This is a genomic window from Pseudomonas sp. GW456-E7, from assembly GCF_059424105.1.
The window spans coordinates 21,812-44,565 of the sequence record NZ_JBWKZB010000050.1 but is presented as its reverse complement, the minus strand read 5'-3'; the positions used below and the strand labels follow the sequence as shown (position 1 = coordinate 44,565).

The 22,754-nt window shown below is 61.7% G+C and carries 26 protein-coding genes; 12 read left to right on the top strand and 14 right to left on the bottom strand.

Annotated elements, in window-relative coordinates:
• Both AC07YV_RS25035 and AC07YV_RS25030 read left to right on the top strand, forming a co-directional pair.
• Positions 1 to 334: SDR family oxidoreductase (locus AC07YV_RS25035; protein WP_146025404.1), on the top strand; the 334-nt coding region annotated here is incomplete at its 5' end.
• 82 nt (positions 335 to 416) lie between these two features.
• Entirely contained in the window at positions 417 to 914 is a 498-nt protein-coding gene (locus AC07YV_RS25030; protein ID WP_102701872.1) for an SRPBCC family protein, read from the top strand.
• 176 nt (positions 915 to 1,090) lie between these two features.
• Here the strand turns inward: AC07YV_RS25030 and AC07YV_RS25025 are convergent, their stop codons facing one another.
• From AC07YV_RS25025 to AC07YV_RS24995, 7 genes are read right to left on the bottom strand one after another with little or no spacing between them, the layout of a single operon-like run.
• On the bottom strand, positions 1,091 to 1,525 hold the full coding sequence (locus AC07YV_RS25025) for a nuclear transport factor 2 family protein (protein WP_102701871.1): 435 nt from the start codon (positions 1,523 to 1,525) through the stop codon (positions 1,091 to 1,093).
• Positions 1,522 to 1,911: a steroid Delta-isomerase gene (locus AC07YV_RS25020; protein ID WP_102701870.1), complete on the bottom strand. Its 390-nt coding sequence runs from the start codon at positions 1,909 to 1,911 to the stop codon at positions 1,522 to 1,524. The genes AC07YV_RS25025 and AC07YV_RS25020 overlap by 4 nt, the downstream gene beginning before the upstream one ends.
• Positions 1,912 to 3,114 carry an acetyl-CoA C-acyltransferase gene (locus AC07YV_RS25015; protein WP_102701869.1) on the bottom strand — a complete coding sequence of 401 codons (1,203 nt, stop codon included), beginning with the start codon at positions 3,112 to 3,114 and terminating at the stop codon, positions 1,912 to 1,914.
• Between the two features lie 29 nt (positions 3,115 to 3,143).
• A complete protein-coding gene (locus AC07YV_RS25010) occupies positions 3,144 to 3,602 on the bottom strand; it encodes a MaoC family dehydratase (RefSeq protein ID WP_102701868.1) in 459 nt (152 codons plus the stop codon).
• 2 nt (positions 3,603 to 3,604) lie between these two features.
• Positions 3,605 to 4,387: an SDR family oxidoreductase gene (locus tag AC07YV_RS25005; RefSeq protein WP_095967437.1), complete on the bottom strand. Its 783-nt coding sequence runs from the start codon at positions 4,385 to 4,387 to the stop codon at positions 3,605 to 3,607.
• 13 nt (positions 4,388 to 4,400) lie between these two features.
• Positions 4,401 to 5,594 carry an acyl-CoA dehydrogenase family protein gene (locus AC07YV_RS25000; protein WP_102701867.1) on the bottom strand — a complete coding sequence of 398 codons (1,194 nt, stop codon included), beginning with the start codon at positions 5,592 to 5,594 and terminating at the stop codon, positions 4,401 to 4,403.
• The gene (locus AC07YV_RS24995) at positions 5,591 to 6,763 is read right to left on the bottom strand and encodes an acyl-CoA dehydrogenase family protein (RefSeq protein ID WP_102701874.1); all 1,173 of its coding nucleotides are present in this window, start codon (positions 6,761 to 6,763) and stop codon (positions 5,591 to 5,593) included. The genes AC07YV_RS25000 and AC07YV_RS24995 overlap by 4 nt, the downstream gene beginning before the upstream one ends.
• Before the next feature lie 172 nt (positions 6,764 to 6,935).
• Here AC07YV_RS24995 and AC07YV_RS24990 point away from each other — a divergent pair, with 172 nt between their 5' ends.
• Positions 6,936 to 7,580, top strand: coding sequence for a YceH family protein (locus tag AC07YV_RS24990; protein ID WP_102701866.1), 645 nt, complete (start codon positions 6,936 to 6,938; stop codon positions 7,578 to 7,580).
• 317 nt (positions 7,581 to 7,897) lie between these two features.
• On the opposite strand, the gene AC07YV_RS24985 is transcribed toward AC07YV_RS24990, so the two are convergent.
• Both AC07YV_RS24985 and AC07YV_RS24980 read right to left on the bottom strand, forming a co-directional pair.
• Positions 7,898 to 8,416 carry a cupin domain-containing protein gene (locus AC07YV_RS24985; RefSeq protein WP_102701865.1) on the bottom strand — a complete coding sequence of 173 codons (519 nt, stop codon included), beginning with the start codon at positions 8,414 to 8,416 and terminating at the stop codon, positions 7,898 to 7,900.
• Positions 8,417 to 8,425: 9 nt separating this feature from the next.
• Positions 8,426 to 9,244: a shikimate 5-dehydrogenase gene (locus AC07YV_RS24980; protein ID WP_102701864.1), complete on the bottom strand. Its 819-nt coding sequence runs from the start codon at positions 9,242 to 9,244 to the stop codon at positions 8,426 to 8,428.
• Between the two features lie 246 nt (positions 9,245 to 9,490).
• Between AC07YV_RS24980 and AC07YV_RS24975 the strand changes: the two genes are divergently transcribed.
• The 3 genes from AC07YV_RS24975 (at position 9,491) to AC07YV_RS24965 (ending at position 10,900) form a co-directional block, all read left to right on the top strand.
• Positions 9,491 to 9,856, top strand: coding sequence for a hypothetical protein (locus AC07YV_RS24975; protein WP_102701863.1), 366 nt, complete (start codon positions 9,491 to 9,493; stop codon positions 9,854 to 9,856).
• Between the two features lie 542 nt (positions 9,857 to 10,398).
• The gene (locus AC07YV_RS24970) at positions 10,399 to 10,593 is read left to right on the top strand and encodes a hypothetical protein (protein WP_007976845.1); all 195 of its coding nucleotides are present in this window, start codon (positions 10,399 to 10,401) and stop codon (positions 10,591 to 10,593) included.
• A gap of 115 nt (positions 10,594 to 10,708) precedes the next feature.
• The gene (locus AC07YV_RS24965) at positions 10,709 to 10,900 is read left to right on the top strand and encodes a hypothetical protein (RefSeq protein WP_095967442.1); all 192 of its coding nucleotides are present in this window, start codon (positions 10,709 to 10,711) and stop codon (positions 10,898 to 10,900) included.
• Here the strand turns inward: AC07YV_RS24965 and AC07YV_RS24960 are convergent.
• Positions 10,897 to 11,958, bottom strand: coding sequence for an AI-2E family transporter (locus AC07YV_RS24960; RefSeq protein WP_102701862.1), 1,062 nt, complete (start codon positions 11,956 to 11,958; stop codon positions 10,897 to 10,899). The genes AC07YV_RS24965 and AC07YV_RS24960 overlap by 4 nt on opposite strands.
• 160 nt (positions 11,959 to 12,118) lie before the next feature.
• Here AC07YV_RS24960 and trhP point away from each other — a divergent pair, with 160 nt between their 5' ends.
• On the top strand, positions 12,119 to 13,444 hold the full coding sequence (trhP, locus tag AC07YV_RS24955) for a prephenate-dependent tRNA uridine(34) hydroxylase TrhP (RefSeq protein WP_102701861.1): 1,326 nt from the start codon (positions 12,119 to 12,121) through the stop codon (positions 13,442 to 13,444).
• 133 nt (positions 13,445 to 13,577) lie between these two features.
• On the opposite strand, the gene AC07YV_RS24950 is transcribed toward trhP, so the two are convergent.
• Entirely contained in the window at positions 13,578 to 14,441 is an 864-nt protein-coding gene (locus tag AC07YV_RS24950) for a LysR substrate-binding domain-containing protein (RefSeq protein ID WP_102701860.1), read from the bottom strand.
• Positions 14,442 to 14,537: 96 nt separating this feature from the next.
• On the opposite strand from AC07YV_RS24950, the gene AC07YV_RS24945 reads away from it, so the two are divergent.
• Positions 14,538 to 15,449 (top strand): DMT family transporter, encoded by a 912-nt coding sequence (locus AC07YV_RS24945; RefSeq protein WP_102701859.1) that lies wholly within the window; start codon positions 14,538 to 14,540, stop codon positions 15,447 to 15,449.
• A 146-nt stretch (positions 15,450 to 15,595) separates the two neighbouring features.
• Here the strand turns inward: AC07YV_RS24945 and AC07YV_RS24940 are convergent, their stop codons facing one another.
• Positions 15,596 to 16,306: a FadR/GntR family transcriptional regulator gene (locus AC07YV_RS24940; protein WP_007976831.1), complete on the bottom strand. Its 711-nt coding sequence runs from the start codon at positions 16,304 to 16,306 to the stop codon at positions 15,596 to 15,598.
• A 280-nt stretch (positions 16,307 to 16,586) separates the two neighbouring features.
• Between AC07YV_RS24940 and AC07YV_RS24935 the strand changes: the two genes are divergently transcribed.
• The 3 genes from AC07YV_RS24935 to ampC all read left to right on the top strand — a co-directional run bounded on the left by AC07YV_RS24935 (position 16,587) and on the right by ampC (position 20,588).
• Positions 16,587 to 17,933, top strand: a complete 1,347-nt coding sequence (locus AC07YV_RS24935; RefSeq protein WP_102701858.1) for an MFS transporter — start codon at positions 16,587 to 16,589, stop codon at positions 17,931 to 17,933.
• A 25-nt stretch (positions 17,934 to 17,958) separates the two neighbouring features.
• A complete protein-coding gene (gene gudD, locus AC07YV_RS24930) occupies positions 17,959 to 19,302 on the top strand; it encodes a glucarate dehydratase (protein ID WP_102701857.1) in 1,344 nt (447 codons plus the stop codon).
• 176 nt (positions 19,303 to 19,478) lie between these two features.
• Entirely contained in the window at positions 19,479 to 20,588 is a 1,110-nt protein-coding gene (gene ampC, locus AC07YV_RS24925) for a class C beta-lactamase (protein ID WP_494990361.1), read from the top strand.
• 188 nt (positions 20,589 to 20,776) lie between these two features.
• Here ampC and AC07YV_RS24920 read toward each other — a convergent pair whose 3' ends face one another.
• Positions 20,777 to 21,328, bottom strand: coding sequence for a DUF4174 domain-containing protein (locus AC07YV_RS24920; protein ID WP_102675653.1), 552 nt, complete (start codon positions 21,326 to 21,328; stop codon positions 20,777 to 20,779).
• Positions 21,329 to 21,508: 180 nt separating this feature from the next.
• Here AC07YV_RS24920 and AC07YV_RS24915 point away from each other — a divergent pair, with 180 nt between their 5' ends.
• A complete protein-coding gene (locus tag AC07YV_RS24915; protein ID WP_102701873.1) occupies positions 21,509 to 21,877 on the top strand; it encodes a VOC family protein in 369 nt (122 codons plus the stop codon).
• A gap of 20 nt (positions 21,878 to 21,897) precedes the next feature.
• Here the strand turns inward: AC07YV_RS24915 and AC07YV_RS24910 are convergent, their stop codons facing one another.
• Positions 21,898 to 22,683 (bottom strand): sulfite exporter TauE/SafE family protein, encoded by a 786-nt coding sequence (locus tag AC07YV_RS24910; RefSeq protein ID WP_095967456.1) that lies wholly within the window; start codon positions 22,681 to 22,683, stop codon positions 21,898 to 21,900.
• Positions 22,684 to 22,754 lie beyond the last annotated feature (71 nt).

The following is a 22,754-nucleotide window of genomic DNA, read 5'->3' as shown; positions in this document are numbered from 1 at the left end:
CCCCTCCCCCGGCACCGCCGCCTATGGCGCGGCCAAGGCCGGTCTGCTGAACCTGAGCACCTCGCTGGCGGTGGAATGGGCGCCGAAGGTGCGGGTCAATGCGGTCACCGCCGGGCTGATTCTCACCGAGCAGGCGGCCATGCATTATGGTGACGACGCGGGCATTGCCCGGGTGGCGGCGACCATTCCATTGCAACGTCTGGCGACCCCGGAGGACATTGGCGATACCTGCCTGTACCTGGCGTCGTCTTTAGCCCGTTATGTCAGCGGCGCGGACATTGCGGTGCACGGTGCCGGCGAGCGACCGGCGTTTCTCGACGCGGCACAATCCTGAAAAGATCGCAGCCTGCGGCAGCTCCTACAGTGAAACGAGGCTGCGATCTTTCAAGCATTCGAATAACAAAAGGAGTTCCGACATGCCCGCAATCGCCAGCCACAGCGTCCCGCTCGACCTCACGCTACAAGCCGCCTGGACCAAACTGCGCGACCTGAGCCTCGCCCCGCACTATGTTCCGGGGCTGACCGGCTGCCTGTTTCATCCTGGGCCGAAAGAAGGCCTCGGCACCAGTCGCCGGGTGTTGCGCAGGGGCGGTCAGTACCTGGATGAAAGCGTGATGCAGTGGCAGGAAGGCACGGGGTTCGTGCTGCTATTGCACAAAGGCAGCAATGGTTCGCCCTTTCCGTTCCGCGAGGCCAGCTTCAGCTATGCCCTGCAAGCCGAAGGCGACACGACCCGCATCACCCTGCAAATGCGTTACAGCCTGCGCGGTGGCCGGTTGGCAGAGTGGTTGCTGGCCAAGGCCTTCAACAAGGTCGTGAGGCAGATTGCGGAGAATCTCAAGGCGTACTACGAAACCGGCCGGACGCAGAATGCGGATATGGCTGTCAGCACATCCAACATCAATGTTGCCTGACATGCCGTCTTCGCGAGCAGGCTCGCTCCCACAGGGGATGGGGCTGTACGCTAATGCCAGGCTCACCAAAAAAAATCTGTGGGAGCGAGCCTGCTCGCGAAGAGGTCGGCACATCCAACATTAATGCCGTCTGACACACCGCCATCGCGAGCAGGTTCGCTCCCACAGGGGCCACCTCAGGAACGCACCACTTCCGAGTGAGCGGTAAAACGGGTGGCGACGATCTTCCATTGGCCGGCGATACGCTGGTAACGGTCCTGATAGAATCCACCTAACTGCCGCGTCGCCCCGCTCTCGCCATCCAGGTTGAAATACCACAGGGCCCAACGGCCCTGGGCCTGATCCTCGTCCAGCACCTCGATTTCCGGGTTGGCGCCGTGATGCAGGTCGATCACCCGCTCATGGCAGGCCAGTTCGCGGTACAGCGCGACAAAACTGTCGCGCTCACGAAAGATCCCCAACGGACCGTAATCGATCAGCACTTCACCGTCGGCAAAGCAGTCGGCAATCACCTCGACCTGCTTGAGGTCGCAGGCATTGAGGTAGCGATGCTTGAGCTGGCGGATGTCCTCCAGCGCTTCCAGGCGGGCGATCCGCTGTTCCAGGTTCATGCTTCACCTCGCGCAGTTACGTTAACTTCACTCCAGTAGGCTTTCATCGAGCGGACCTGGCCGTCGGCATCGAACTCCATCACGTCGATCACATGCAGCGAGCACGGTTGGCCGCCCCACTCCATGTCGACCCGGAACGGCATCGCCCCGCAACCGTTGAGCGTCGCGCGCACCGGGCCGGTCCGGGTTGCCGAGACCTTCATCACCCCCAGGCCTTCACGATAAAAACGCGCGATGGCGTCGATGCCCTGCAACGGCGCCTGGCCGACCGGGTCTTCAACGGTGGCGTCTTTGGCGTAGAGCGCGAGGATGCCTTCGATGTCGCCGGCATCCACCAGCTCCACATAACGTGCCATGGTCGCCTGGATCTGCTCTGCGCTGATCATTCAGACCACCTCGAACAGGGCGGCGGCGCCCATGCCGCCACCGATGCACATGCTCACCACCACATACCGCAAACCGCGACGCTGGCCTTCGATCAGCGCATGGCCAACCATCCGCGCCCCGGACATGCCGAACGGATGACCGATGGAAATCGCCCCACCGTTGACGTTCAGGCGCTCGGCGGGAATGCCCAGGGTGTCGCGGCAGTACAGCACCTGACAGGCGAACGCTTCGTTCAACTCCCAGAGGCCGATGTGGTCCATGGTCAGGCCGTGGCGCTTGAGCAGCTTGGGAATGGCGTAGACCGGGCCGATGCCCATCTCGTCAGAGTTGCAACCGGCGACGGCCATGCCGCGATAGATCCCCAGCGGTTCCAGGCCACGCTTCTCGGCCATTTTCGCGCTCATCAACACCGAGGCCGACGCACCGTCGGACAACTGCGAGGCATTGCCGGCGGTGATGAAACGCCCCTTGTCGCTCCACTGACCGCCCGGCCATACCGGCTCCAGCGCTTTCAGGTTTTGCAGGGTTGTGTCGATGCGGTTGCATTCGTCGCGCAGCAAGGTCACGGATTCATAACCGGTTTCGCCGGTGGCCTTGTCGAACAGTGCCTTGCGGCTGGCCAGCGGCGCGAGCTCGTGGTCGAAGCGCCCGGCGCTCTGGGCCTGTGCGGTACGCAGCTGGCTCTGGTAGCTGTATTCGTCCTGCTCGTCGCGGGAGATGCCGTAGCGCGCGGAGACGATCTCGGCGGTTTCGATCATCGGGATGTAGGCGTGCGGGTCCAGTTCGATCACCGAAGCCGACTGGTTGCGATAGAGGTTCTTGTGCTTGTTCTGCACCAGGGAAATCGACTCCAGGCCACCGGCCACGGCGATGTCGATTTCGTCGCACATGATGCCTTTGGCGGCCATGGCGATGCTCATCAGGCCCGACGAGCACTGGCGCTCGACGGCCATCCCGGCAACCGATGCCGGCAAACCGCCGGCGATCGCGCACAGGCGCCCCAGGTTGTAGGACTGCGTACCCTGCTGCGCCGCGGCGCCAATGATCACGTCGTCCACTTCACCCGGCTCGATGCCGGCGCGACGCACGGCTTCGCGCACCACATGGCCGCCCAGTTGCGGCGCCTCGGTGTCATTGAACGCACCGCGAAAGGCCTTGCCGATCGGAGTGCGGGCGGTCGAAACGATGACGGCTTCTTTCATGCTGGATTCCTCGAAAATGCTGTTGAAGGTCAGGCCGGGTAATAGCGACTGATGGTGTCGACCACACAGCCGGGACGTTCCTCGCCGTCGATGTCGACGCTGACGCGGATGGTCGCCTGCACGCCGCCCTTCACTTCCTCGACCGCGATCAATTGCGCACTGCCGCGTACCCGCGAACCGACGCGCACCACCGAGGGGAAGCGCACCCGCTCGCAGCCGTAGTTGACGCCCATGGCCAGGCCACGGACTTCGACGATCTGCGGCAGGAACAGGTTGACCAGTGACAGGCTCAGGTAGCCATGGGCAATGCAAACACCAAACGGGCCATCGGCGGCCTTGAGCGGATCGACGTGAATCCACTGGTGATCGCCGGTGGCGTCGGCGAACAGGTCGATGCGGTCCTGCTCCAGCAGCAGCCAGTCGCTGACGCCGAGCGATTGGCCAACGGCCTCAAACAGAGCCATCGGCGTGTCGAAAATTCGTGGCATGGTCACGCCCTCTGGCTGGATACCGACAACACTTCGCCGGTCATGTAGGAGCTGTAGTCGCTGGCCAGGAACATCATCACGTTGGCCACTTCCCAGACTTCGGCGGCGCGGCCGAAGGCTTCGTTGGCGGCGAGTTGATCGAGCACCGCCTGGGGCGCGGATTTGCGCAGGAAATCGTGCAGGGCGATGCTCGGGCTGACCGCGTTGATGCGGATGCCGTAGTCGGCGGCCTCGACCGCTGCACAGCGAGTCAGCGCCATGACGCCGGCCTTGGCCGCGGCGTAGTGCGACTGTTCTTTCTGTGCGCGCCAGCCCAGCACCGAGGCGTTGTTGACGATGACCCCGGCACGCCGCTCCATCATTTTCGGCAGCATGGCGCGGGTCATGCGCATGGTGCCGGTGAGCGTCACATCCAGCACCCGGTTCCACTCTTCGTCGCCCATCTCCACCAGCAGGCGCGAGCCGCCGAGGCCGGCGTTGTTGATCAGCACGTCGACGCCTTGCAGATCGCGCTCGGCGCAGGCAATCAGCTGCTGCACCTGGGTTTCGTCGGCGACGTTGCAGACCTGGCCGAAGACCTGCTGCAGCCCGGTGGTTTCGCGAATTTTCAGCACCGCCTCGGCCAACCGACCTTCATGGATGTCGCTGATCATCAGTGCCCGGCAACCTTCCTCGGCAGCACGCACGGCGGCGGAAAAACCGATCCCGGCACCCGCCGCCGCGGTGATCAGTACCGACTTGCCGCGCAGCAGGCCGCGACCTTCAACATATTGAGGTACAGACATGAACTCTCTCCTTTCAGGCGCGCGGACGCGGCTCTTTGGGCATGCCCAAGGCACGCTCGGCGATGATGTTGCGCTGGATTTCGTTGCTGCCGCCGTACAGGGTGTCGGCGCGGCTGAACAGATACAGCGACTGCAAACGGGTCAGTTGGTAGGGCGCCGCTTCGAGCAACTCCGCTTCGGCGCCGAGCACGTCCATCGCCAACTTGCCGAGGCTGGCGTGCCAGGTCGACCAGAACAGCTTGTAGATGGTCGCCTCCTTGCGCAGCGAACCGTCCTGGCTACCCGAAAGCATGCGCAGCGAGTTGTAGCGCATGATCCGCAACCCGCTCCAGGCTTCGGCCAGGCGCTGGCGCAGGATCGGATCGCGGTCGGCACCGTTGGCTTTCGCGATGGCGATGATTTCGTTGAGTTCGTTCTGAAACTGCATCTGCTGGCCGAGGGTTGACACACCGCGCTCGAAACCCAGTAGCGCCATGGCGATCTTCCAGCCGTCGCCCGGCGCGCCGATGATGTTGGCGGCGTCAGTGCGGGCATCGTCGAAGAACACTTCGTTGAACTCCGAGGTGCCGGTCAGTTGCTCGATAGGCCGCACGGTGATTTCCGCCTGGGCCATCGGCACCAGCAGGAACGACAGGCCGCGATGGCCGATGCTGCCAGGTTCAGTACGAGCGATGACAAAGCACCAGTCCGACTCGTGGGCCAGGGAGGTCCAGACTTTCTGGCCATTGATCACCCATTGGCCGCTCGCCTCATCCAGCGTGGCGCGGGTCTTGACGTTGGCCAGGTCGGAACCGGCGCCCGGCTCCGAATAGCCCTGGCACCAGAACGACGTGCCGCTAACGATTCCCGGCAAAAAGCGCTGTTGCTGTTCAACCGTGCCGAACGCGGCAATGGTCGGCCCGGCCAGCCCTTCGCCGATATGCCCCATGCGACCGGGGCCGCCGGCGCGGGCATATTCTTCGTGGAAAATCACTTGCCGGGTGATCGACAAGCCACGCCCGCCATGCTCCGGCGCCCAGCCGACGCAGGTCCAGCCGCCTTCGGCGAGCTTGCGCTCCCAGGCTTTGCGCTCTTCGGGAAACATGTGCTCGTCGCCCGGACCGCCGCGAAAACGCAGGGCCTCGAACTCACCGCAAAGGTTGGCGCTCATCCAGTCGGCCACTTCCTGGCGGAAGCGTTCGTCCTGCTCGCTGAAACTGATTTTCATGGCTGCTCTCCAAGAATCACCGAAGCAATGCGCTCGCGATGCCAGGCCGGTAGCCCGAGGAAACTCTCGCTGGCGCGGGCGCGCTTGAAGTAGAGGTGCGGGTCGTATTCCCAGGTGAAACCGACGCCGCCGTGCAACTGGATCGACTCGGACGCACAGTGGAAATAGGTCTCGGAGCACTGCGCCTTGGCCAGCGCCGCCGCCAACGGCAGTTCGGCCGCGACCTGCGGATCACCCTGGGGATCTAGAACTTCCTGGGCCACGCACGCGGCGTAGTAGCTGGCCGATCGCGCGCATTCGACTTGCAGCATCATGTCCGCGGCGCGGTGTTTGAGGGCCTGGAAACTGGCAATCGGGCGACCGAACTGCTGGCGTTCCTGCATGTAGGCCACGCTGAGGTCGAGCACCTGCTGCGCGCCGCCGGTCTGCTCGGCAGCCAGGCCGATGCAGGCCAGTTGCAGGACGCGCTCAAGGTGCGGCCAGCCGTGACCGAACTCACCCAGCAGCGCGTCAGCTTCAAGGTACAGGCCCTTGAGCTGAATCCGCGCCTGGCGCCGGGTCTGGTCCATGGTTGGCAGCATTTGCCGTTCGATGCCTGCGCTTCCGGCGTTCACGGCAAACAGGCTGATGCCCTTTTCGCCAGTGGTTCCGGGCTGTCGTGCGGCAATGATCAACAGATCAGCGCCATGGCCGTCGAGTACATGCTTGAGGGTGCCATCGAGGATGAACCCGTCGCCTTCGGCCACCACGGTTGCCTGGACATCGTCGGCTGACCAGCCGTTGGCACTGCTGAACGCCAGGGTCGCGGTCACGCTGCCATCGGCAATCGACGGCAACCAGCGCTGTTTCTGTTCATCATTGGCGGCCAGCAACAGCGCGGGTGTGGCCATGCAGGCGGTGGCGAAAAACGGCGAGCACAGCAAACGCCGGCCCATCTGTTCCAGCAGGATCGTCAGCTCGACAAAGCCGAGGCCAAGGCCACCGTAGGTTTCGGGGATATGAATGGCGGGCCAGTACATTTCCTGGCACAACCGCTGCCAGAGGGCTTCGTCGAAGCCCCGCTCACTGACCATTGCCGCGCGCACGGCGGCAGAATCCGAGACATCGGCGAGGAAGCCCTCGGCCGATGCGCGGATCATTTCCTGTTCGTCGCTGAATGCAAACTCCATCGCGGCGCCTTCTGCTCGTTTGGCGGGGCGCGCGTGGCGCAACACCCCTTTGAGCATGAAGTCTGGCGCCAGCCGGTCGCGGCAGAATCGTTAGCCTTGCCTAGTCCGAACGGGCGATGTCAAAGTGCGCTCACGCAAGTGAAAAACATGAATCAGCTAAGGATGCAGAACCATGAGCACTGAGCAAGAGACGACTTTCGACGAACCGCGGCTCAACAGTACGGAAATTCGCATTCTGGGTTCGTTGATCGAGAAACAGGCCACCAGCCCGGAAACCTATCCCCTGACCCTCAATGCCCTGGTGATCGCCTGCAACCAGAAAACCAGCCGCGAGCCGGTGATGAACCTGACGCCGGGCCAGGTCGGCCAGAGCCTGCGCGCGCTCGAAGGGCGCGGCTTCGCCAGGCTGGTGATGGGCAGCCGTGCCGACCGTTGGGAACACAAGGTCGACAAGGCCCTGGAACTGGTGCCGGCGCAGGTGATCCTGACCGGGCTGATGTTTCTGCGCGGCCCGCAGACCGTCAATGAACTGCTGACCCGCAGCGGCCGCATGCATGAATTCGAAGACGCCGAACAGGTTGTGCATCAACTCGAACGCCTGATTGCCCGGGGCCTGGCCGTGCTGATACCGCGTCAGGCCGGCCAGCGCGAAGACCGCTATACCCACGCCCTGGGCGACCCGGCGGATATCGAGGCGATCATGGCGGCACGGCAAAACCCGGTCGAACGTGGCAACAGCGGGGTTTCGGTAGAACGGATCGAAGAACTGGAAGCGCGGATTGCGGCGCTGGAAGAAAGACTGGCTCGGCTCGAATAGCCTGGAGGTTTGCCAGGCACAAAACCTGTGAGCTGGCTGGCATGTGTGATTGACACAAAACCTGTGGGAGCGGGCTTGCTCGCGAAAGCGGATTGTCAGTCACATCAATGCTGGATGAGCCGACGCTTTCGCGGGCAAGCCCGCTCCCACAGTGGATCTGTGGGCTGGCTGGCATGTGTGATCGACACTGAACCTGTGGGAGCGAGCCTGCTCGCGAAAGCGGATTGTCAGTCACATCAATGTTGGATGTGCCGACGTTTTCGCGAGCAGGCTCGCTCCCACAGTGGATCTATGGGCTGGCTGGCATGTGTGATTGATTACTCCCCGTCCCAGTAATCCACCCCATCCGCCTGCCGGGCCACCGCAACAAATCCGGATGCATTGCCCTCGGCATCGACCTTGAAGTCATCCATCACGGCATATTTGCCGGAGTCCGGGTATTCGCAGATCTCCGGTGATTGCTGGGTGCTGACCGCCAGATACCGCAACTCGCCGTTGCTGGTATTGATGATCTGATGGGCCTTTTCAGGCCCCCCCGGTGGACAGGCGATTACATCACCGGCGCGGATTGGAAATCGCTCGTCTCCCAGGCGCACCTGCCCTTCCCCGGCCACGACGTAGAACATTTCCTCATTGACCCGATGGCTGTGAAACGGACTGCCGCGCATGCCCGGCTCCAGCACATACAGGCGATAACCCAGCTTTTTTGCCCCCAGCAGTTGACCGACACGGGCCAGACGCTGCTGATAGCGACCGGCGGTTTCACCGGTCGGTGCAAACGCTTCGGGCAGCGGTTCAAGCTCGACGGTGTTCAAATTGAGAATGGGGGGATGCATGGACACCTCCTAGCTGCGGGCAAACGCCACGGCCTTCTGGAATTGCTCATCCGTCGGCCGTACACCGGTATAGAGCACAAATTGCTCCAGCGCCTGGATCGCGATCACTTCCAGCCCGGTGATGACCCGCTTGCCTTCGGCACGGGCACGCACGATCAACGGTGTTTCCGAGGGGATCGCTACCACATCGAAGACGGTGTCTGCTTTTTCGATCACATCGCCCTCAAAGGCCAGTTGCTCGGCCTCCGGCCCTCCCGTCATGCCGATCGGGGTGACATTGACCAGCATCTGCGGGCGACGACTGCCCAGCTCTGCCTGCCACTCATAGCCCAACGACTGCGCCAGCGCCTGCCCGGCGCGCTCGTTGCGGGCCACGATCAGGCCGTTCTCATAGCCGCCATCGCGCAAGGCACTCGCCACGGCCTTGGCCATGCCGCCGCTGCCGCGCAGGGCAAAGGTCGAGTCCTTGGGCACCTGGTGTTTTTCCAGCAACTGGGCAACAGCGATGTAATCGGTGTTGTAGGCCTTGAGATGACCGTCGGTGTTGACGATGGTGTTGATCGATTGAATAGCGGCGGCAGAGGCGTCGAGTTCATCCACCAGGGCAATGCAGGCTTCCTTGAACGGCATCGACACCCCACAACCACGAATGCGCAGGGCGCGAATGCCGGCGACGGCGCCCGGCAGGTCCTGGCTGGCAAAGGCCTTGTAGTAGAAGTTCAGGCCCAGTTGTTCATACAGATGATTATGAAAACGCAGGCCAAAGTTCCCGGGGCGCCCTGAAAGGGACATGCACAGTTGGGTGTCTTTGTTGGGGTTCATCTGCATGGCAAAGCTCCTTCAAATGCACTTTTCGGATGGACGGGATTAGCCGTCCATCTGGATCTGATCGATCATGAAAGCCTGGACGCACGGGCTTGACCAGGTCGGTAAGAAAGTCGGTACAGACCTTACACAAAATTTACCTGGCGGCCGTGCTGTTTTTCGAAAAAACGCTGTCTTAGTAGTATCCCCGCGACAATCCCTGGGTCTATTGCAGGCACAGGCGCCGGGCTGAAGAACCGAGGAACTATCATGATCCGTAAAATCCCCACAGTAGCCTTGCTGATCGGCGCCCTCGCTATCGCGGGACAGGCGCAAGCCCATGGTGGTGGTAATTACTGGCAGGGTCCGGCGGTGTTTGGCGCGATTGTCGGTACTGCCATCGTAGGTTCGGCTCTGATCAATGCCAACCGCCCGGTCTATGTCGCGCCGCAACCGGTCTACGCCCCACCGCCTCCGGTTTATTACGCGCCACCGCCCCCGGTTTACTACCAGCCGGCCCCGGTCTACGTGCAGCAACCGATCTACTACCGCCCGGCCCCGGTCTACTATGGGCCACCCCGTGGCTACTACGGCCCGCCACGCGGCTACTACGGCCCGCGACACGGCCGCTGGTAACGAACTCATCAAGCCCCGCTGAAACAGCGGGGCTTTTTTATGGGACTTCACGGAATCCCGGGCATCTGTAGGAGCTGCCGAAGGCTGCGATCTTTTGATATTGCTTTTGCGATCTGGAGATTGCTGAAGATCAAGATCAAAAGATCGCAGCCTCCGGCAGCTCCTACAGGGGAACACGTGCACCACCAAGCAACTAGGCCGAGCTTGCTCCGGGCGGCGTTCCGACGAAAAACCTGAGAGCACCGCGGGGTGTCAGGCTCCCCCGCATCATCGTTGACCGCCATCGCGAGCAAGCTCGCTCCTACAGGTATCGGTGTTCCCCCGCGGTGCGTGAACAACCTTTTTTATGCCCGTTGATCGGTGCAGGTCTGGATAAATCTCGCCAAGGTCGCTATCGGGACAGTGCGCGCGGCAGAATCGGGCAAGATGGACTCGACCGGTTTTCTGCCGCGTGGCAAAAAACGGTCATATTTTTGTCATGACAGATCCGCAAGCTCGGTGCTGTCCGTCGAAAACAGGTTGATAACAACAAGGACGACCACATGCCAACGCAAAACCCGCACCGCATCGTCGGTCTGTGCACCTCCAGCAAGGTGTACAACGCACTGACCGAACTCAAGCACCTGGAAGGTCATCGCAGCGCCAAGTTTCTCTCGCTGCTGACGCAAAACCTGGTGCGCAAGGGCCTGCTCAACGAGCAGGAAGTGGTGAACATGCTCGATCAGGTGGTCAACTGACCGACCAACGGTCGATTGCCCCCGCTGGCATCAATGACCACTATTGAGAGTGTTGATTACTCCTCGAGGCACCCGGACTTTAAAGTAGCTCCACAGATTGATGGAGGTACTTTTCATGTCCCAGGTTCAGATCATGTCCGTTATCGGCAGCGCCGTCCCCGCACAGCTCAGAGAGCTGGGCATGCTCGCCTGCTGGTATCTGGTGCAGGACGGTGTGCAGATCAGCGGCCCGCTCACTTCGCTGCCCGCCGCCCGGGAGCTGTCGCAACGCATCGGCACCGGCCAGTCCGGCAGGCTCAGCGCCTAGGGCAGCTGCACCCGCGGTTTGGTTTCGATGAAAATGTCCCAGCTGGACATGAACAGGGCCGCGATCAACGGGCCGATGACAAAGCCGTTCAGCCCGAAAATCGCCAGGCCGCCGAGGGTCGAGATCAGGATCATGTAGTCCGGCATCCGGGTGTCCTTGCCCACCAGAATCGGTCGAAGCACGTTATCCACCAGGCCGATCACGAAGATCCCGAACAATCCCAGCACCACGCCCTGCCAGATCGCCCCGGTGAGCAGGAAAAACGCCGCCACCGGCACCCAGACAATCCCCGCCCCCACCGCCGGCAACAGCGACAGAAACGCCATCAACACCGCCCAGAGCAATACGCTGGGAATGTCCAGGAACCAGAAAATCAGGCCACCCAGCGCGCCTTGTGTGATCGCCACCAGCAGGTTGCCCTTCACCGTGGCCCGTACCACACGATTGAACTTGAGCTGCAAACGACGTTTCTGCTGTTCCTCCAACGGCACCGCCGCACGCACCTTGCGCGCCAGTTCCGCGCCGTCGCGCAGGAAGAAGAACAACAGGTACAGCATGATGAAGAAACTGACGATGAACTCGAACGTGCCCTGGCCAAAAATGAAGGCCTTGGCGGCCAGTTCCTGCCCGCCGGTCATCGCACTCTTGACGATTTTCTCTCGCAGCCCGTTCAGCTCGCCCATACCGAAGCGGTCCAGCAGTTGCTGGAAATACGGCGGCAGGATGTGCTTGAACTGCGTCACGTACCCGGCGATGTCCAGTTCGCCGCTCTCGATGTTCTTGTAGAGCGCGACCCCCTCCTGGACCAGGAGGCTGCTGAGGACTATCACTGGCAGGATCGCGACCAACAGACAGATGCTCAGCGTGAGCAGTGACGTAAGGTTGCGCTCCCAGCCGAACTTCAGCTGCAGCCGTCGTTGCAGCGGAGCAAAGAGGATGGCGAGGATTACCGCCCAGAACACAGCGCCGTAGAACGGCAGCAGGATCCAGATGAAGGCGACGCTCACCAGGGCCAGAAGGACGGTCAGCGATCTGTCTTTCAGGGTTTCTTCGTTCATATCCGATCCATGCCTGCCGGGACGCAACACTTGGGCCCTGATGTTTAGTCCGCTACGGCTCGCGCGAGTGCCATCTCTTTGTTGATCAGACATGGATCCAGGTCAATAAACGCTCCGTGCCGAGCGTTTACCCTGCGCGGCTTTTGCGACCGACACCGCCATGAACCTCACCGCGCCAGAACTGCTCGCCCCCGCCGGCACCCTGAAAAACATGCGTTATGCCTTCGCCTATGGCGCCGATGCCGTGTACGCCGGCCAGCCGCGCTACAGCCTGCGGGTGCGCAACAACGAATTCGACCACGCCAACCTCGCCCTCGGCATTCGCGAGGCCCAGGCGCAGGGCAAGCGCTTCTACGTGGTGGTGAACATCGCGCCGCACAACGCCAAGCTCAAGACCTTCCTCAAGGACCTTGAACCGGTGATCGCCATGGCCCCCGATGCGCTGATCATGTCCGACCCCGGCCTGATCATGCTGGTGCGCCGGCACTACCCGCAGATGCCGGTCCACCTTTCGGTGCAGGCCAATACCGTGAACTGGGCAAGTGTCGAGTTCTGGCAGCAGCAAGGCTTGAGCCGGATCATCCTGTCGCGGGAGCTGTCGCTGGAAGAGATCGCCGAAATCCGCGAGCAAGTGCCAGCCATGGAACTGGAAGTGTTCGTGCATGGCGCATTGTGCATGGCCTATTCCGGGCGCTGCCTGCTGTCGGGGTACATGAACAGGCGCGACGCCAATCAGGGCAGTTGCACCAATGCCTGTCGCTGGAAATACTCGGCGCAACCGGCCACGGAAAACCAGCTCGGCGAGATCGTGCAGGCATTCGATCCCGAACCGACCCTGGGCATCGGCGCGCCCACCGATCAGGTGTTCCTGTTGCAGGAAGCCAATCGTCCCGGCGAACAGATGCCCGCCTTCGAAGACGAACACGGCACGTACATCATGAACGCCAAGGACTTGCGCGCCGTGCAGCACGTCGAACGCCTGACACGGATGGGCGTGCACTCGCTGAAAATCGAAGGCCGGACCAAATCGCACTTTTATTGCGCGCGCACCACCCAGGTTTATCGCCGGGCCATCGACGATGCGGTGGCGGGCCGGGCCTTCGATCGCGGCCTGATGACCGACCTGGAATCCCTCGCCCAGCGCGGCTACACCGAAGGTTTTCTGCGCCGGCATGTGCATGACGAATACCAGAACTACCAGAACGGCAGCTCGGTGTCGGAACGGCAACAGTTTGTCGGTGAGCTGACCGGGCAGCGTCGGGATCGCCTGGCCGAGGTCAAGGTGAAAAACCGCTTCGGCGTGGGCGACCACATGGAGCTGATGACGCCCAAGGGCAACTTCCACTTCGACCTGCATCAGTTGCAGAACGCCAAGGGTGGAGCGATCGACGTTGCACCGGGGGATGGGCACACGGTGTATTTGCCGATACCGGATGCGGTGGATCTGCAGTTTGGTTTGCTGATGCGGGACGTAGGTGTGAACTGACCTTCAAATACACACAAAACCCTGTGGGAGCGAGGTTGCTCGCGATAGCGGTGTATCAGTCAATATTGTTGGCGACTGACACTCCGTCATCGCGAGCAAGCTCGCTCCCACAGGCTCTCCCACAGGTACTGCGTCAGGCAAATTCTTCGCGGAGCATCGCCACGAACGCCTCACGCGCCGGGTGCACCCCGGCGTTTTCGTGCCAGTAAAACAGGTTGTCGACGGCGGTCAGCTCAGGGAACTCAAACCCCGCGCATCCCGCGCCTTTGGCGTATTGGTCGAAGATCCCCTTGGGCACCAGCGCCACGCCGGCCCCGGCGCTGACGCAACCGACAATCGCGCCATAACTGGCCAGGCTGACAATCGGCAGTGCCTGCCCCTGTCGCAACAACCAATGCTCCAGCGCCGCCCGGTACGGACAGCCCTGGGGCCACATGAACACGGTCTGGTCCTGCAAATCGCTGATGTCGCGCAATGGCCCCAGGGATGTCGAGGCGATCAGCAGCAATTCTTCGCGATACATCGGCGTGCGCTTGAGGTGCGAACGCTCGACATCCACCGCCACGATGGCGCCGTCGAGCTTGTGATTGAGCGTGTCATCGAGCAGTTGCCCCCAGGCGCCGGTGGTCAGCTCCAGCGCCACCTGCGGGAAACGCTTGTGGAATTTCGCCAGCAGGCGCGGCAATCGCCCGGTGGCCGACGACTCGATGGCGCCGATGCGCAACGGCCCTGAGGGTTCGGCCGAAGGATCGACCGCCCGCTTGGCCTCGGCGGTCAGGGCGAGAATTTTCGAGGCGTAGACCAGGAAGGTCTGCCCTGACGGGCTGATGCGCAGCCCTCGGCCTTCGCGCAGGAACAGCGCGACACCCAGCTCAGCCTCGAGGGCCTTGATCCGTGCCGTGATGTTGGACGGCACGCAATGCAGCAGTTCGGCCGCGCGGGCAATGCTGCCGACGTCGGCCACGGTCTTGAACATGCGAATCTGCGCCAGCTCCATACATCACCAATAGTGAACGGTTAGCGCAGTATAAGTCAGTTGTGGCGAACGATGCGCTTTCTGATACTCCGTGCATCAGCCCACAGGTGCACGACCATGACGCCGCTCACACCCTCCCCCGTTTCACCCTGGAAAATCATTCTGGCCATGGCGTTTGTCGTGGCGTGCTGGGGTTATTCCCCGACCGGCATCCATATCGGTTTGCAGGCCTACGACCCCGTGCACCTGGCACTGCTGCGCTTCCTGCTGGCCTCCGTGTTCATGGCCGTGGTCGCGGTCATCAAAGGCATCCGCCTGCCCAGCCTGCGAGACTTGCCGCTGATGTTCGGCCTGGGTTTCTTTGCCGTGAGCCTGCATCACGTAGCGATCAACTTCGGGCAGCAGGGAGTCAGCGCAGGCGCTTCGAGCGTCCTGGCCCAGACCACGCCGCTGTTCAGCACATTGATCGCGCGCTTCGTGTTCAAGGATCAGGTGAGCCTGTGGCGCTGGGGTTGTGTGCTGCTCGGGTTGTTTGGCGTGGTGATAGTGGTAGCGGGCGATCATGGCCTGGGCAGCATTGACGCCCACGGCTTGTTGATCCTGCTGGCGGCGGTGTCCTGGAGCCTCTACTTTGCCCTGCAAAAACATCACACCGGGCGTTACGACGGGCTGACGCTGGTGTGCTACACGGTGTGGTCCGGTACGGTGCTGCTGTTGATTTTTCTGCCCGGCCTTGTGGATCAAGTCGCCCTGGCGCCGATGCGCGTGCAGTGGGCAGTGATTGCCTTGGGGATATTCCCCAGTGCCCTGGCGTACCTGGCCTGGGCCTATGTGCTGGCGCATGTCGATTTGAGCCGGGCGACCATGACGCTGTATTTGACGCCGCCGACGGCGATGGTGATGGCGTCTTATGCGCTCGGCGAACGGCCGACGTTGATGATCGTGGTCGGCGGGCTGGTGGTGTTGGCGAGTGTGCTGGCGTTGAATCTGGAGCGGCGGGCTGTGGTTGTTCAGGCTGTCAGGGGCTGATTCAGGTTTTGCGCTGTCAGGTCTGGCGCTATCGCGAGCAAGCTCGCTCCCACAGGGTTTTATGGTTTCCGCGGTTCCTGAGCACGCCCCAGAACCTGTGGGAGCGGGCTTGCTCGCGAAGAACGATGACACGGTGTCACTGACTATCAGCTAGCCGAAAACCGGTCACGACTGTTGGTCAGGTGCAACCACATCGCCGCCCGCGCCGCGTCCGGGTCCTGGCGCTTGATGGCATTGAGGATCGCCTCGTGCTCAAGATTGGCCAACTCGCCGAGCTTGCTCAAGTCCACGGCCCCCCGCTCGGCGGCATTGACCCGGGTGCGCGGGATCATGGCGCTGCCCAGGTGCTGCATGATTTCGGTGAAGCAGACGTTGCCGGTGGCTTCGGCGATCAGCAGATGAAAACGCCGGTCCGCTTCGACACAACTGTCGTTGTTGGCCAGCAGGCTTTGATAGTCGTCCAGCGCTTCACGCATCTGCGCCAGTTGCAGATCGGTGCGGCGAGTTGCCGCCAGCGCCGCCGCCTGGGTTTCCAGGCCCATGCGCAATTCCAGAATGCTGCGCACTCCCAACGCAGTGTCGACATTCAGCCGCAGCCCCTGCTCCGGTGCGCGCTCGATCACGAACGTGCCAATGCCATGCCGGGTTTCCACCAGCCCCGAGGCCTGCAACTTCGAGATCGCCTCGCGCACCACCGTGCGACTGACCCCGTGCTCCTGAACGATGGTGTTTTCCGACGGCAGCTTGTCGCCGGGCAACATCTGGCCGAGCAGGATGCGCTGGGTCAGTTTCTCCACCAGGTCATGGGCCAGGTTGTGGCTGCGCTTGCGGGCGGGTGCTTCGAGGTCTTCTTGCATGAAGGTGTCCGGAAATCAAGGCTATCGAATCGTAGCACCGCGCCGGGCGGGAATCCTGAAAAATCTTGCTCAACTTGTATGACAACACTCAACAATCAGCCCATATTGATTCATTTAAAAGGCCACCACCCACCATCAACAGAATAAAAAACCTCTAGAACGGCGCCATTTCATTGAACAAAGGCGGTTGCAAGATCAAAAAACCTAGTTGTATGATGTCTATCAACAACGCAGCACTCAGCTTCACCCCGCATAAAAATAACGAGTGGGAGAAAACGCAGTGAATACATCCGTCTCCGGGATGCACGACGACGCCAATTCAGCGCTGAAGTCCGCCATCGCCAAAGTCAAACGTCACGTCTTGCCGCTGTTCGTCATCATGTTCATCGTCAATTACATTGATCGAGTGAACATCGGTTTCGTCCGCGCCCACATGGAACACGACCTGGGCATTGGCGCTGCCGCGTACGGCCTGGGTGCCGGCCTGTTCTTCATCGGTTATGCGCTGTTCGAAGTGCCCTCCAACATCCTCCTGCAAAAAGTCGGTGCACGTATCTGGCTGACGCGGATCATGCTGACCTGGGGCCTGGTCGCCGCGGGCATGGCATTCATCCAGAACGAAACCCACTTCTACATCCTGCGTTTTCTGCTGGGCGTGGCCGAGGCCGGATTCTTTCCCGGGGTGATCTACTACTTCACCCGCTGGCTACCTGGCGTGGAGCGCGGCAAGGCGATTGCGATTTTCCTCAGCGGCTCGGCGATTGCCTCGCTGATCTCCGGCCCCCTGTCCGGTTTGCTGCTGCAAATCAGTGGATTCGGGATGCATGGCTGGCAATGGATGTACTTCATCGAAGGCATGTTCTCGGTGGGTCTGTGTGTTTTTGTCTGGTTCTGGCTCGATTCCAAACCCCACGATGCCAAATGGCTGAGCCGCGACGAGCAGGACGCGCTGGTCAAGGCCATCGACGACGAACAACTGGCCCGCGAAGCCGCCACACCGATCAAGCCGTCACTGGGCAAATTGCTCAAGGATCGCCAGATCATCCTGTTCTGCGTGATCTACTTCTTCATCCAGCTGACCATCTACGCCGCGACCTTCTGGCTGCCGAGCATCATCAAGAAGATGGGCGACCTCAGCGACTTCCAGGTCGGAATGTTCAACTCGATTCCGTGGCTGCTGTCGATTGTCGGCATGTATGCCTTCGCCTCGTTGTCGGCCAAGTGGAAGTATCAGCAAGCCTGGGTCGCCGCGGCCCTGCTGATCGCCGCTGCCGGGATGTTCATGTCCACCACCGGCGGGCCGGTCTTCGCCTTCGTCGCGATTTGCTTCGCGGCGCTGGGGTTCAAATCGGCCTCGTCGCTGTTCTGGCCGATTCCCCAGGCTTACCTGGACGCACGCATCGCCGCCGGTGTCATCGCGCTGATCAACTCGGTGGGCAACCTCGGCGGCTTCGTCGCACCGACCACGTTCGGCCTGCTGGAGGAACGCACCGGCTCCATCCAGGGCGGACTCTACGGCTTGGCCGCGACCTCGATCATCGCCGCAATCATCGTCTTTGCCGCACGCAACAAACCCAAGGTCGCCCCCGTCACCGCACCGGGCAAACCAGCGCCCCACCACGCCTGAATCATTGGTTTAAAAGGATAACAACATGACCGCACACGACATCGCCAAAGCCCCGATCATCATCAGCATGCAGGTTGTTCCGGTGGCCGGCCACGACGGCATGCTGCTCAACCTCAGCGGCGCCCACGGCCCGTTTTTCACCCGCAATATCGTGATCCTCAAGGACAACGCCGGCCACACCGGCGTCGGCGAAGTACCGGGTGGCGAGCGCATTCGCCAGACCCTGGAAGACGCACGCAGCCTGGTGGTCGGCAGCCCGATCGGCACTTACCAGAAGATTCTCAACCAGGTACGCCAGACCTTTGCCGACCGCGATGCCGGCGGTCGCGGATTGCAGACCTTCGACCTGCGCATCACCATCCACGCCGTCACCGGCCTCGAAGCCGCGCTGCTCGATCTGCTCGGCCAGCACCTGGACGTGCCGGTCGCCGCCCTGCTTGGCGAAGGCCAGCAGCGCGATGAAGTGAAGATGCTGGGCTATCTGTTTTATGTCGGCGATCGCAACGAAACAGACCTCGCCTACCGCAGCGAGCCAGACGCCGACAACGACTGGTTCCGCGTACGTCACGAAAAAGCCATGACCGCCGAGGCGGTGGTCCGCCTGGCCGAGGCGGCTCACGCGCGCTATGGCTTCAAGGACTTCAAACTCAAGGGCGGCGTGCTCAGCGGCGACGCCGAAATCGAAGCGGTCACCGCCCTCGCCGAACGTTTCCCCGATGCGCGAATCACCCTCGACCCGAATGGGGCCTGGTCACTGAAGGAAGCCATCCGCCTGTGCCGCGATCAGCACCGCGTGCTGGCCTACGCCGAAGACCCGTGCGGGGCGGAAAACGGTTACTCGGGACGCGAAGTCATGGCTGAATTCCGCCGGGCCACGGGGCTGAAAACCGCAACCAACATGATCGCCACCGACTGGCGGGAGATGGGCCACGCGATCCAGTTGCAGTCGGTTGACATTCCCCTGGCCGATCCGCACTTCTGGACCATGCAGGGTTCGGTGCGCGTGGCGCAGATGTGCCACGAATGGGGCCTTACCTGGGGTTCGCACTCCAACAACCACTTCGACATTTCCCTGGCGATGTTCACCCATGTCGCGGCAGCCGCGCCGGGCGAGATCACCGCCATCGACACCCACTGGATCTGGCAGGACGGCCAGCGCCTGACCAGGGCCCCGCTGCAAATCGTCGACGGCTGCGTGCAGGTGCCGCAGAAACCGGGGCTGGGAGTCGAGCTGGACATGGATCAGGTCGCCAAAGCTCATGAACTGTACAAAGGCATGGGCCTGGGGGCGCGGGATGACAGCGTGGCGATGCAGTTTTTGATTCCGGGCTGGAAGTTCGACAACAAGCGGCCGTGCCTGGTGCGTTGAAACGCCCAGTGGGTTGAATCGCCAAGTGAGTTGATTCAAGGGTTGCGCGTGGCCGCCTGTTGGCGGCCGGGTTAAAAAGCGCTCGGAGCATAGCGCTTAACCCCCTAAAATGGCGCGCAACTGAATCAACGACGGATGAAACCCACATGGACAGGCTGAAAACCATCGCCGCCGGCATGGCGATATTTGCCGCAGGCCAGTGCGTGGCACAGGATCAAATCGAGACGCTGGTGAACGCCGCCGTACAACCGGTGATGCAGGCCGAAGGTATCCACGGCATGGCCGTGGCGGTCACCGTCAACGGCCAAGCGCACTACTTCAACTATGGCGTCGCCTCGAAGGAAACCGGCAGCCCCGTCACACAGGACACCCTGTTCGAAATCGGCTCCGTCAGCAAAACCTTCACCGCCACCCTCGCCGCCTACGCCCAGGCCACGGGCAAGCTGTCACTGTCGGACAAGGCCAGCCAAGTGCTGCCGGCCTTGCGTGGCAGCGCTTTCGACCACATCAGCGTGCTGCAACTGGGTACCTACAGCGCCGGCGGCCTGCCGCTGCAATTTCCTGCCGAATATGATTCGGCCGACAAAATGCTCGGCTACTACAAACAATGGAAACCGCTCTACGCCCCCGGCAGCCACCGACTGTATTCGAACCCCAGCCTTGGCCTGTTCGGCTACCTCGCCGCCCACAGCATGGGCCAGCCGTTCGATGACCTGATGGAGAAAAACCTGCTGCCGAAACTGGGCCTCAAGCACACCTATGTGCATGTACCGCAGGACCAGATGGCGCTGTACGCCCAGGGCTACAACAAGGACGGCAAGCCGGTGCGGGTCACTCCGGGGGCGCTGGATTCCGAGGCGTACGGGGTGAAGACCAGCGCCTCTGACTTGCTGGCCTACGTCGGCGCAAACATGAAGCCGGCGTCTCTGGACAAGCCGTTGCAGCAAGCCATCGCCTTGACTCATAGCGCCTACTACAGCGTTGGCGATATGACCCAGGGCCTGGGCTGGGAGATGTATCGCTACCCGATCACACTGGATCGCTTGCTGGACGGCAACTCCACGCCGATGGCCATGGAGGCGCACAAAGTCCAGTGGCTGAACCCGCCGCAAGCGCAACCGCAGAACGTGCTGATCAACAAGACAGGCTCAACCGGTGGCTTTGGCGCTTACGTGGCGTACGTGCCATCGAAGGAGATCGGCATTGTGATGCTGGCCAACAAAAACTTCCCGAATGCGCAGCGGGTCAGGATTGCGCATCAGATTTTGAGTGCCCTTGCCCAATAAGTCTGGTTCGCGCTCCCAGAGAAAAAAACTGGAGGTTAATACTGATCAGTTAACACACGAAACCTGTGGGAGCGAGCTTGCTCGCGATGGCGTCGCAACAGTCAATATAAATGTTGAATGTCAGGTCCCCATCGCGAGCAAGCTCGCTCCCACAGGTTAATTGCTTACCACCAGGATTCAGGGCCGGATCAATCATCCGGCATTTCCGGCGGCTTGGCGGGTTTGGCCGGTTTGCTGTTTTTCCCGGGCTTGGCGCCTTTGGCCGCCGGCTCGGCTTCAGCGACGGGAGCGGCCACTGTCGCGGTAAATTCTTTCTCGGCCGCCGGCAACTGATCGACTGCGCTGAAGATCTCGTCCAGCTTGATGGCGTCCGATTGTTCCAGTTTCTTTTCGCCGTCCTTGCCGACCAGAATCACCTTGGTCTTGGCGCCGGCACCCAGCTTGAGCGAGCGGATCAGCGCCGCCGTGTCCTGTGGCCCGAGGTCTTTGCCGTCGCGCTGGCCCATCAGGTTGAGCACGGTGTAGAGCACCATGTTGCGGTCGGTGAACCCCTTGCGATTGGCCGGCTCATCCAGCGACTTTTTCAGGCTGACCCAGGTCGGATCCACAGTGCTTGGAGCGATGACAATCAGTGGCCGGGCCCTGCCCTTGTCCATGTCCAGCGGTGAGTCGCCATCGGCGGCGAACGAGGTGCCGGCAATCGCCAGCAAGATAGCCATGGTCAGTGACCTGATGAGCATGCGCATCTCCTTTTTGATATCCACGCTCTAATGATTGCGCATCGCGGCGATTGTTCCGGGTGACGTACCGCAAATTTTTTCGCCTTGTCCCAAGCTTAGGTCAGGGCGGTCATTGCGCAACAGGCTGGGCTAATCTGAAGACTCATGACAACCCGCCTGATCCGTCGTGAGGACCTGGGCATGAGCACTCAATTGAACCACACCATCGTCTGGTGCCGGGACAAGCAGGTTTCGGCGAATTTCCTGACCGGCCTCCTTGGCCTGCCCGCCCCGGAGCCCTTCGGGCCGATGCTGATCGTCAAACTGGATAACGGCGTGTCACTGGATTTCTACGACAACGACCCGCCGATAGCGTCCCAGCACTACGCATTCCTGATGGGCGACGAGGACTTCGATGCGGCCTTCGCCCGCCTGCTGGCCAACGGTCAGCCATGGTGGGCCGACCCGGGTAAGCAGCGCCTGAGGGAGATCAATGATTACGCGGGAGGACGGCGGGTGTATTTCGATGACCCGGACGGGCATCTGCTGGAAATATTCACCCGCGAGTGAAGCTGGCGTGGCGGCCCGGATCAGAACGCCAGTTTGTAGCCGATCAGCAACAGCATGGTCGCCAGGCAAGGGCGCAGCAGTTCGTCGGAGATGCGCCCGGTCAGGTGGCTGCCCAGGTAAATCCCCGGCAACGACCCCACCAGCAAGTAACCCAGGACCTGCCAGTCCATGTTGCCCATGCTCGCATGGCCGAGGCCGGCGACCAGGGTCAGCGGCACGGCGTGGGCGATTTCAGTGCCGACCAGGCGGCGGGTCGGCAGCATCGGATAGAGAATGAACAGGGCCACGGTGCCCAGTGCACCGGCGCCGATGGACGTCAGCGCGACCATGGTGCCAAGGACCAGGCCAGTGATGACCGTCAGGACATTGAGACGCGAGCCGCTGGGGTTGTAGTGGCCGCCAGCACGTTTGTGGGCGAAATCCAGCAGGCGCTTCTTGAACAGAATCGCCAGCGCCGTGGCGAACAACACAAAGCCGAGGGCCTGCTTGATGATCGCGTTCATCGCATCGGGGCTGGAGTGCAGGCTGCTCAGGAACCACAACGTCAGTGCCACCGCCGGCACGCTGCCAAGGGTCAGCCAACCGGTAATCGCCCAGTCGATGTTGTTGTTCTTTCGGTGAACCAGAACACCGCTGGACTTGGTGATCGCCGCGTAGAGCAGATCGGTACCGACTGCCGTCGCCGGGTTGATACCGAACCACAGCAGGATCGGGGTCATGAGCGACCCGCCACCGACGCCAGTCATGCCGACAATAAAGCCAACCACCAACCCGGCCACGACCAACCCGATGTTCACTAAATCCATTGATACGTCCACAAAGATCGCAGGGGAAATCTGGCCCGCAGCATAGCGATATTTCTTATAACCAGTTATAT

Bases quoted from the DNA above. Each gene is read 5' to 3' on its own strand.
- AC07YV_RS25030 (WP_102701872.1), top strand. From the start codon at position 417: ATGCCCGCAATCGCCAGCCACAGCGTCCCGCTCGACCTCACGCTACAA.
- AC07YV_RS25025 (WP_102701871.1), bottom strand. From the start codon at position 1,525: ATGAACCTGGAACAGCGGATCGCCCGCCTGGAAGCGCTGGAGGACATC.
- AC07YV_RS25020 (WP_102701870.1), bottom strand. From the start codon at position 1,911: ATGATCAGCGCAGAGCAGATCCAGGCGACCATGGCACGTTATGTGGAG.
- AC07YV_RS25015 (WP_102701869.1), bottom strand. From the start codon at position 3,114: ATGAAAGAAGCCGTCATCGTTTCGACCGCCCGCACTCCGATCGGCAAG.
- AC07YV_RS25010 (WP_102701868.1), bottom strand. From the start codon at position 3,602: ATGCCACGAATTTTCGACACGCCGATGGCTCTGTTTGAGGCCGTTGGC.
- AC07YV_RS25005 (WP_095967437.1), bottom strand. From the start codon at position 4,387: ATGTCTGTACCTCAATATGTTGAAGGTCGCGGCCTGCTGCGCGGCAAG.
- AC07YV_RS25000 (WP_102701867.1), bottom strand. From the start codon at position 5,594: ATGAAAATCAGTTTCAGCGAGCAGGACGAACGCTTCCGCCAGGAAGTG.
- AC07YV_RS24995 (WP_102701874.1), bottom strand. From the start codon at position 6,763: ATGGAGTTTGCATTCAGCGACGAACAGGAAATGATCCGCGCATCGGCC.
- AC07YV_RS24990 (WP_102701866.1), top strand. From the start codon at position 6,936: ATGAGCACTGAGCAAGAGACGACTTTCGACGAACCGCGGCTCAACAGT.
- AC07YV_RS24985 (WP_102701865.1), bottom strand. From the start codon at position 8,416: ATGCATCCCCCCATTCTCAATTTGAACACCGTCGAGCTTGAACCGCTG.
- AC07YV_RS24980 (WP_102701864.1), bottom strand. From the start codon at position 9,244: ATGCAGATGAACCCCAACAAAGACACCCAACTGTGCATGTCCCTTTCA.
- AC07YV_RS24975 (WP_102701863.1), top strand. From the start codon at position 9,491: ATGATCCGTAAAATCCCCACAGTAGCCTTGCTGATCGGCGCCCTCGCT.
- AC07YV_RS24970 (WP_007976845.1), top strand. From the start codon at position 10,399: ATGCCAACGCAAAACCCGCACCGCATCGTCGGTCTGTGCACCTCCAGC.
- AC07YV_RS24965 (WP_095967442.1), top strand. From the start codon at position 10,709: ATGTCCCAGGTTCAGATCATGTCCGTTATCGGCAGCGCCGTCCCCGCA.
- AC07YV_RS24960 (WP_102701862.1), bottom strand. From the start codon at position 11,958: ATGAACGAAGAAACCCTGAAAGACAGATCGCTGACCGTCCTTCTGGCC.
- trhP (WP_102701861.1), top strand. From the start codon at position 12,119: ATGAACCTCACCGCGCCAGAACTGCTCGCCCCCGCCGGCACCCTGAAA.
- AC07YV_RS24950 (WP_102701860.1), bottom strand. From the start codon at position 14,441: ATGGAGCTGGCGCAGATTCGCATGTTCAAGACCGTGGCCGACGTCGGC.
- AC07YV_RS24945 (WP_102701859.1), top strand. From the start codon at position 14,538: ATGACGCCGCTCACACCCTCCCCCGTTTCACCCTGGAAAATCATTCTG.
- AC07YV_RS24940 (WP_007976831.1), bottom strand. From the start codon at position 16,306: ATGCAAGAAGACCTCGAAGCACCCGCCCGCAAGCGCAGCCACAACCTG.
- gudD (WP_102701857.1), top strand. From the start codon at position 17,959: ATGACCGCACACGACATCGCCAAAGCCCCGATCATCATCAGCATGCAG.
- ampC (WP_494990361.1), top strand. From the start codon at position 19,479: ATGGCGATATTTGCCGCAGGCCAGTGCGTGGCACAGGATCAAATCGAG.
- AC07YV_RS24920 (WP_102675653.1), bottom strand. From the start codon at position 21,328: ATGCTCATCAGGTCACTGACCATGGCTATCTTGCTGGCGATTGCCGGC.
- AC07YV_RS24915 (WP_102701873.1), top strand. From the start codon at position 21,509: ATGAGCACTCAATTGAACCACACCATCGTCTGGTGCCGGGACAAGCAG.
- AC07YV_RS24910 (WP_095967456.1), bottom strand. From the start codon at position 22,683: ATGGATTTAGTGAACATCGGGTTGGTCGTGGCCGGGTTGGTGGTTGGC.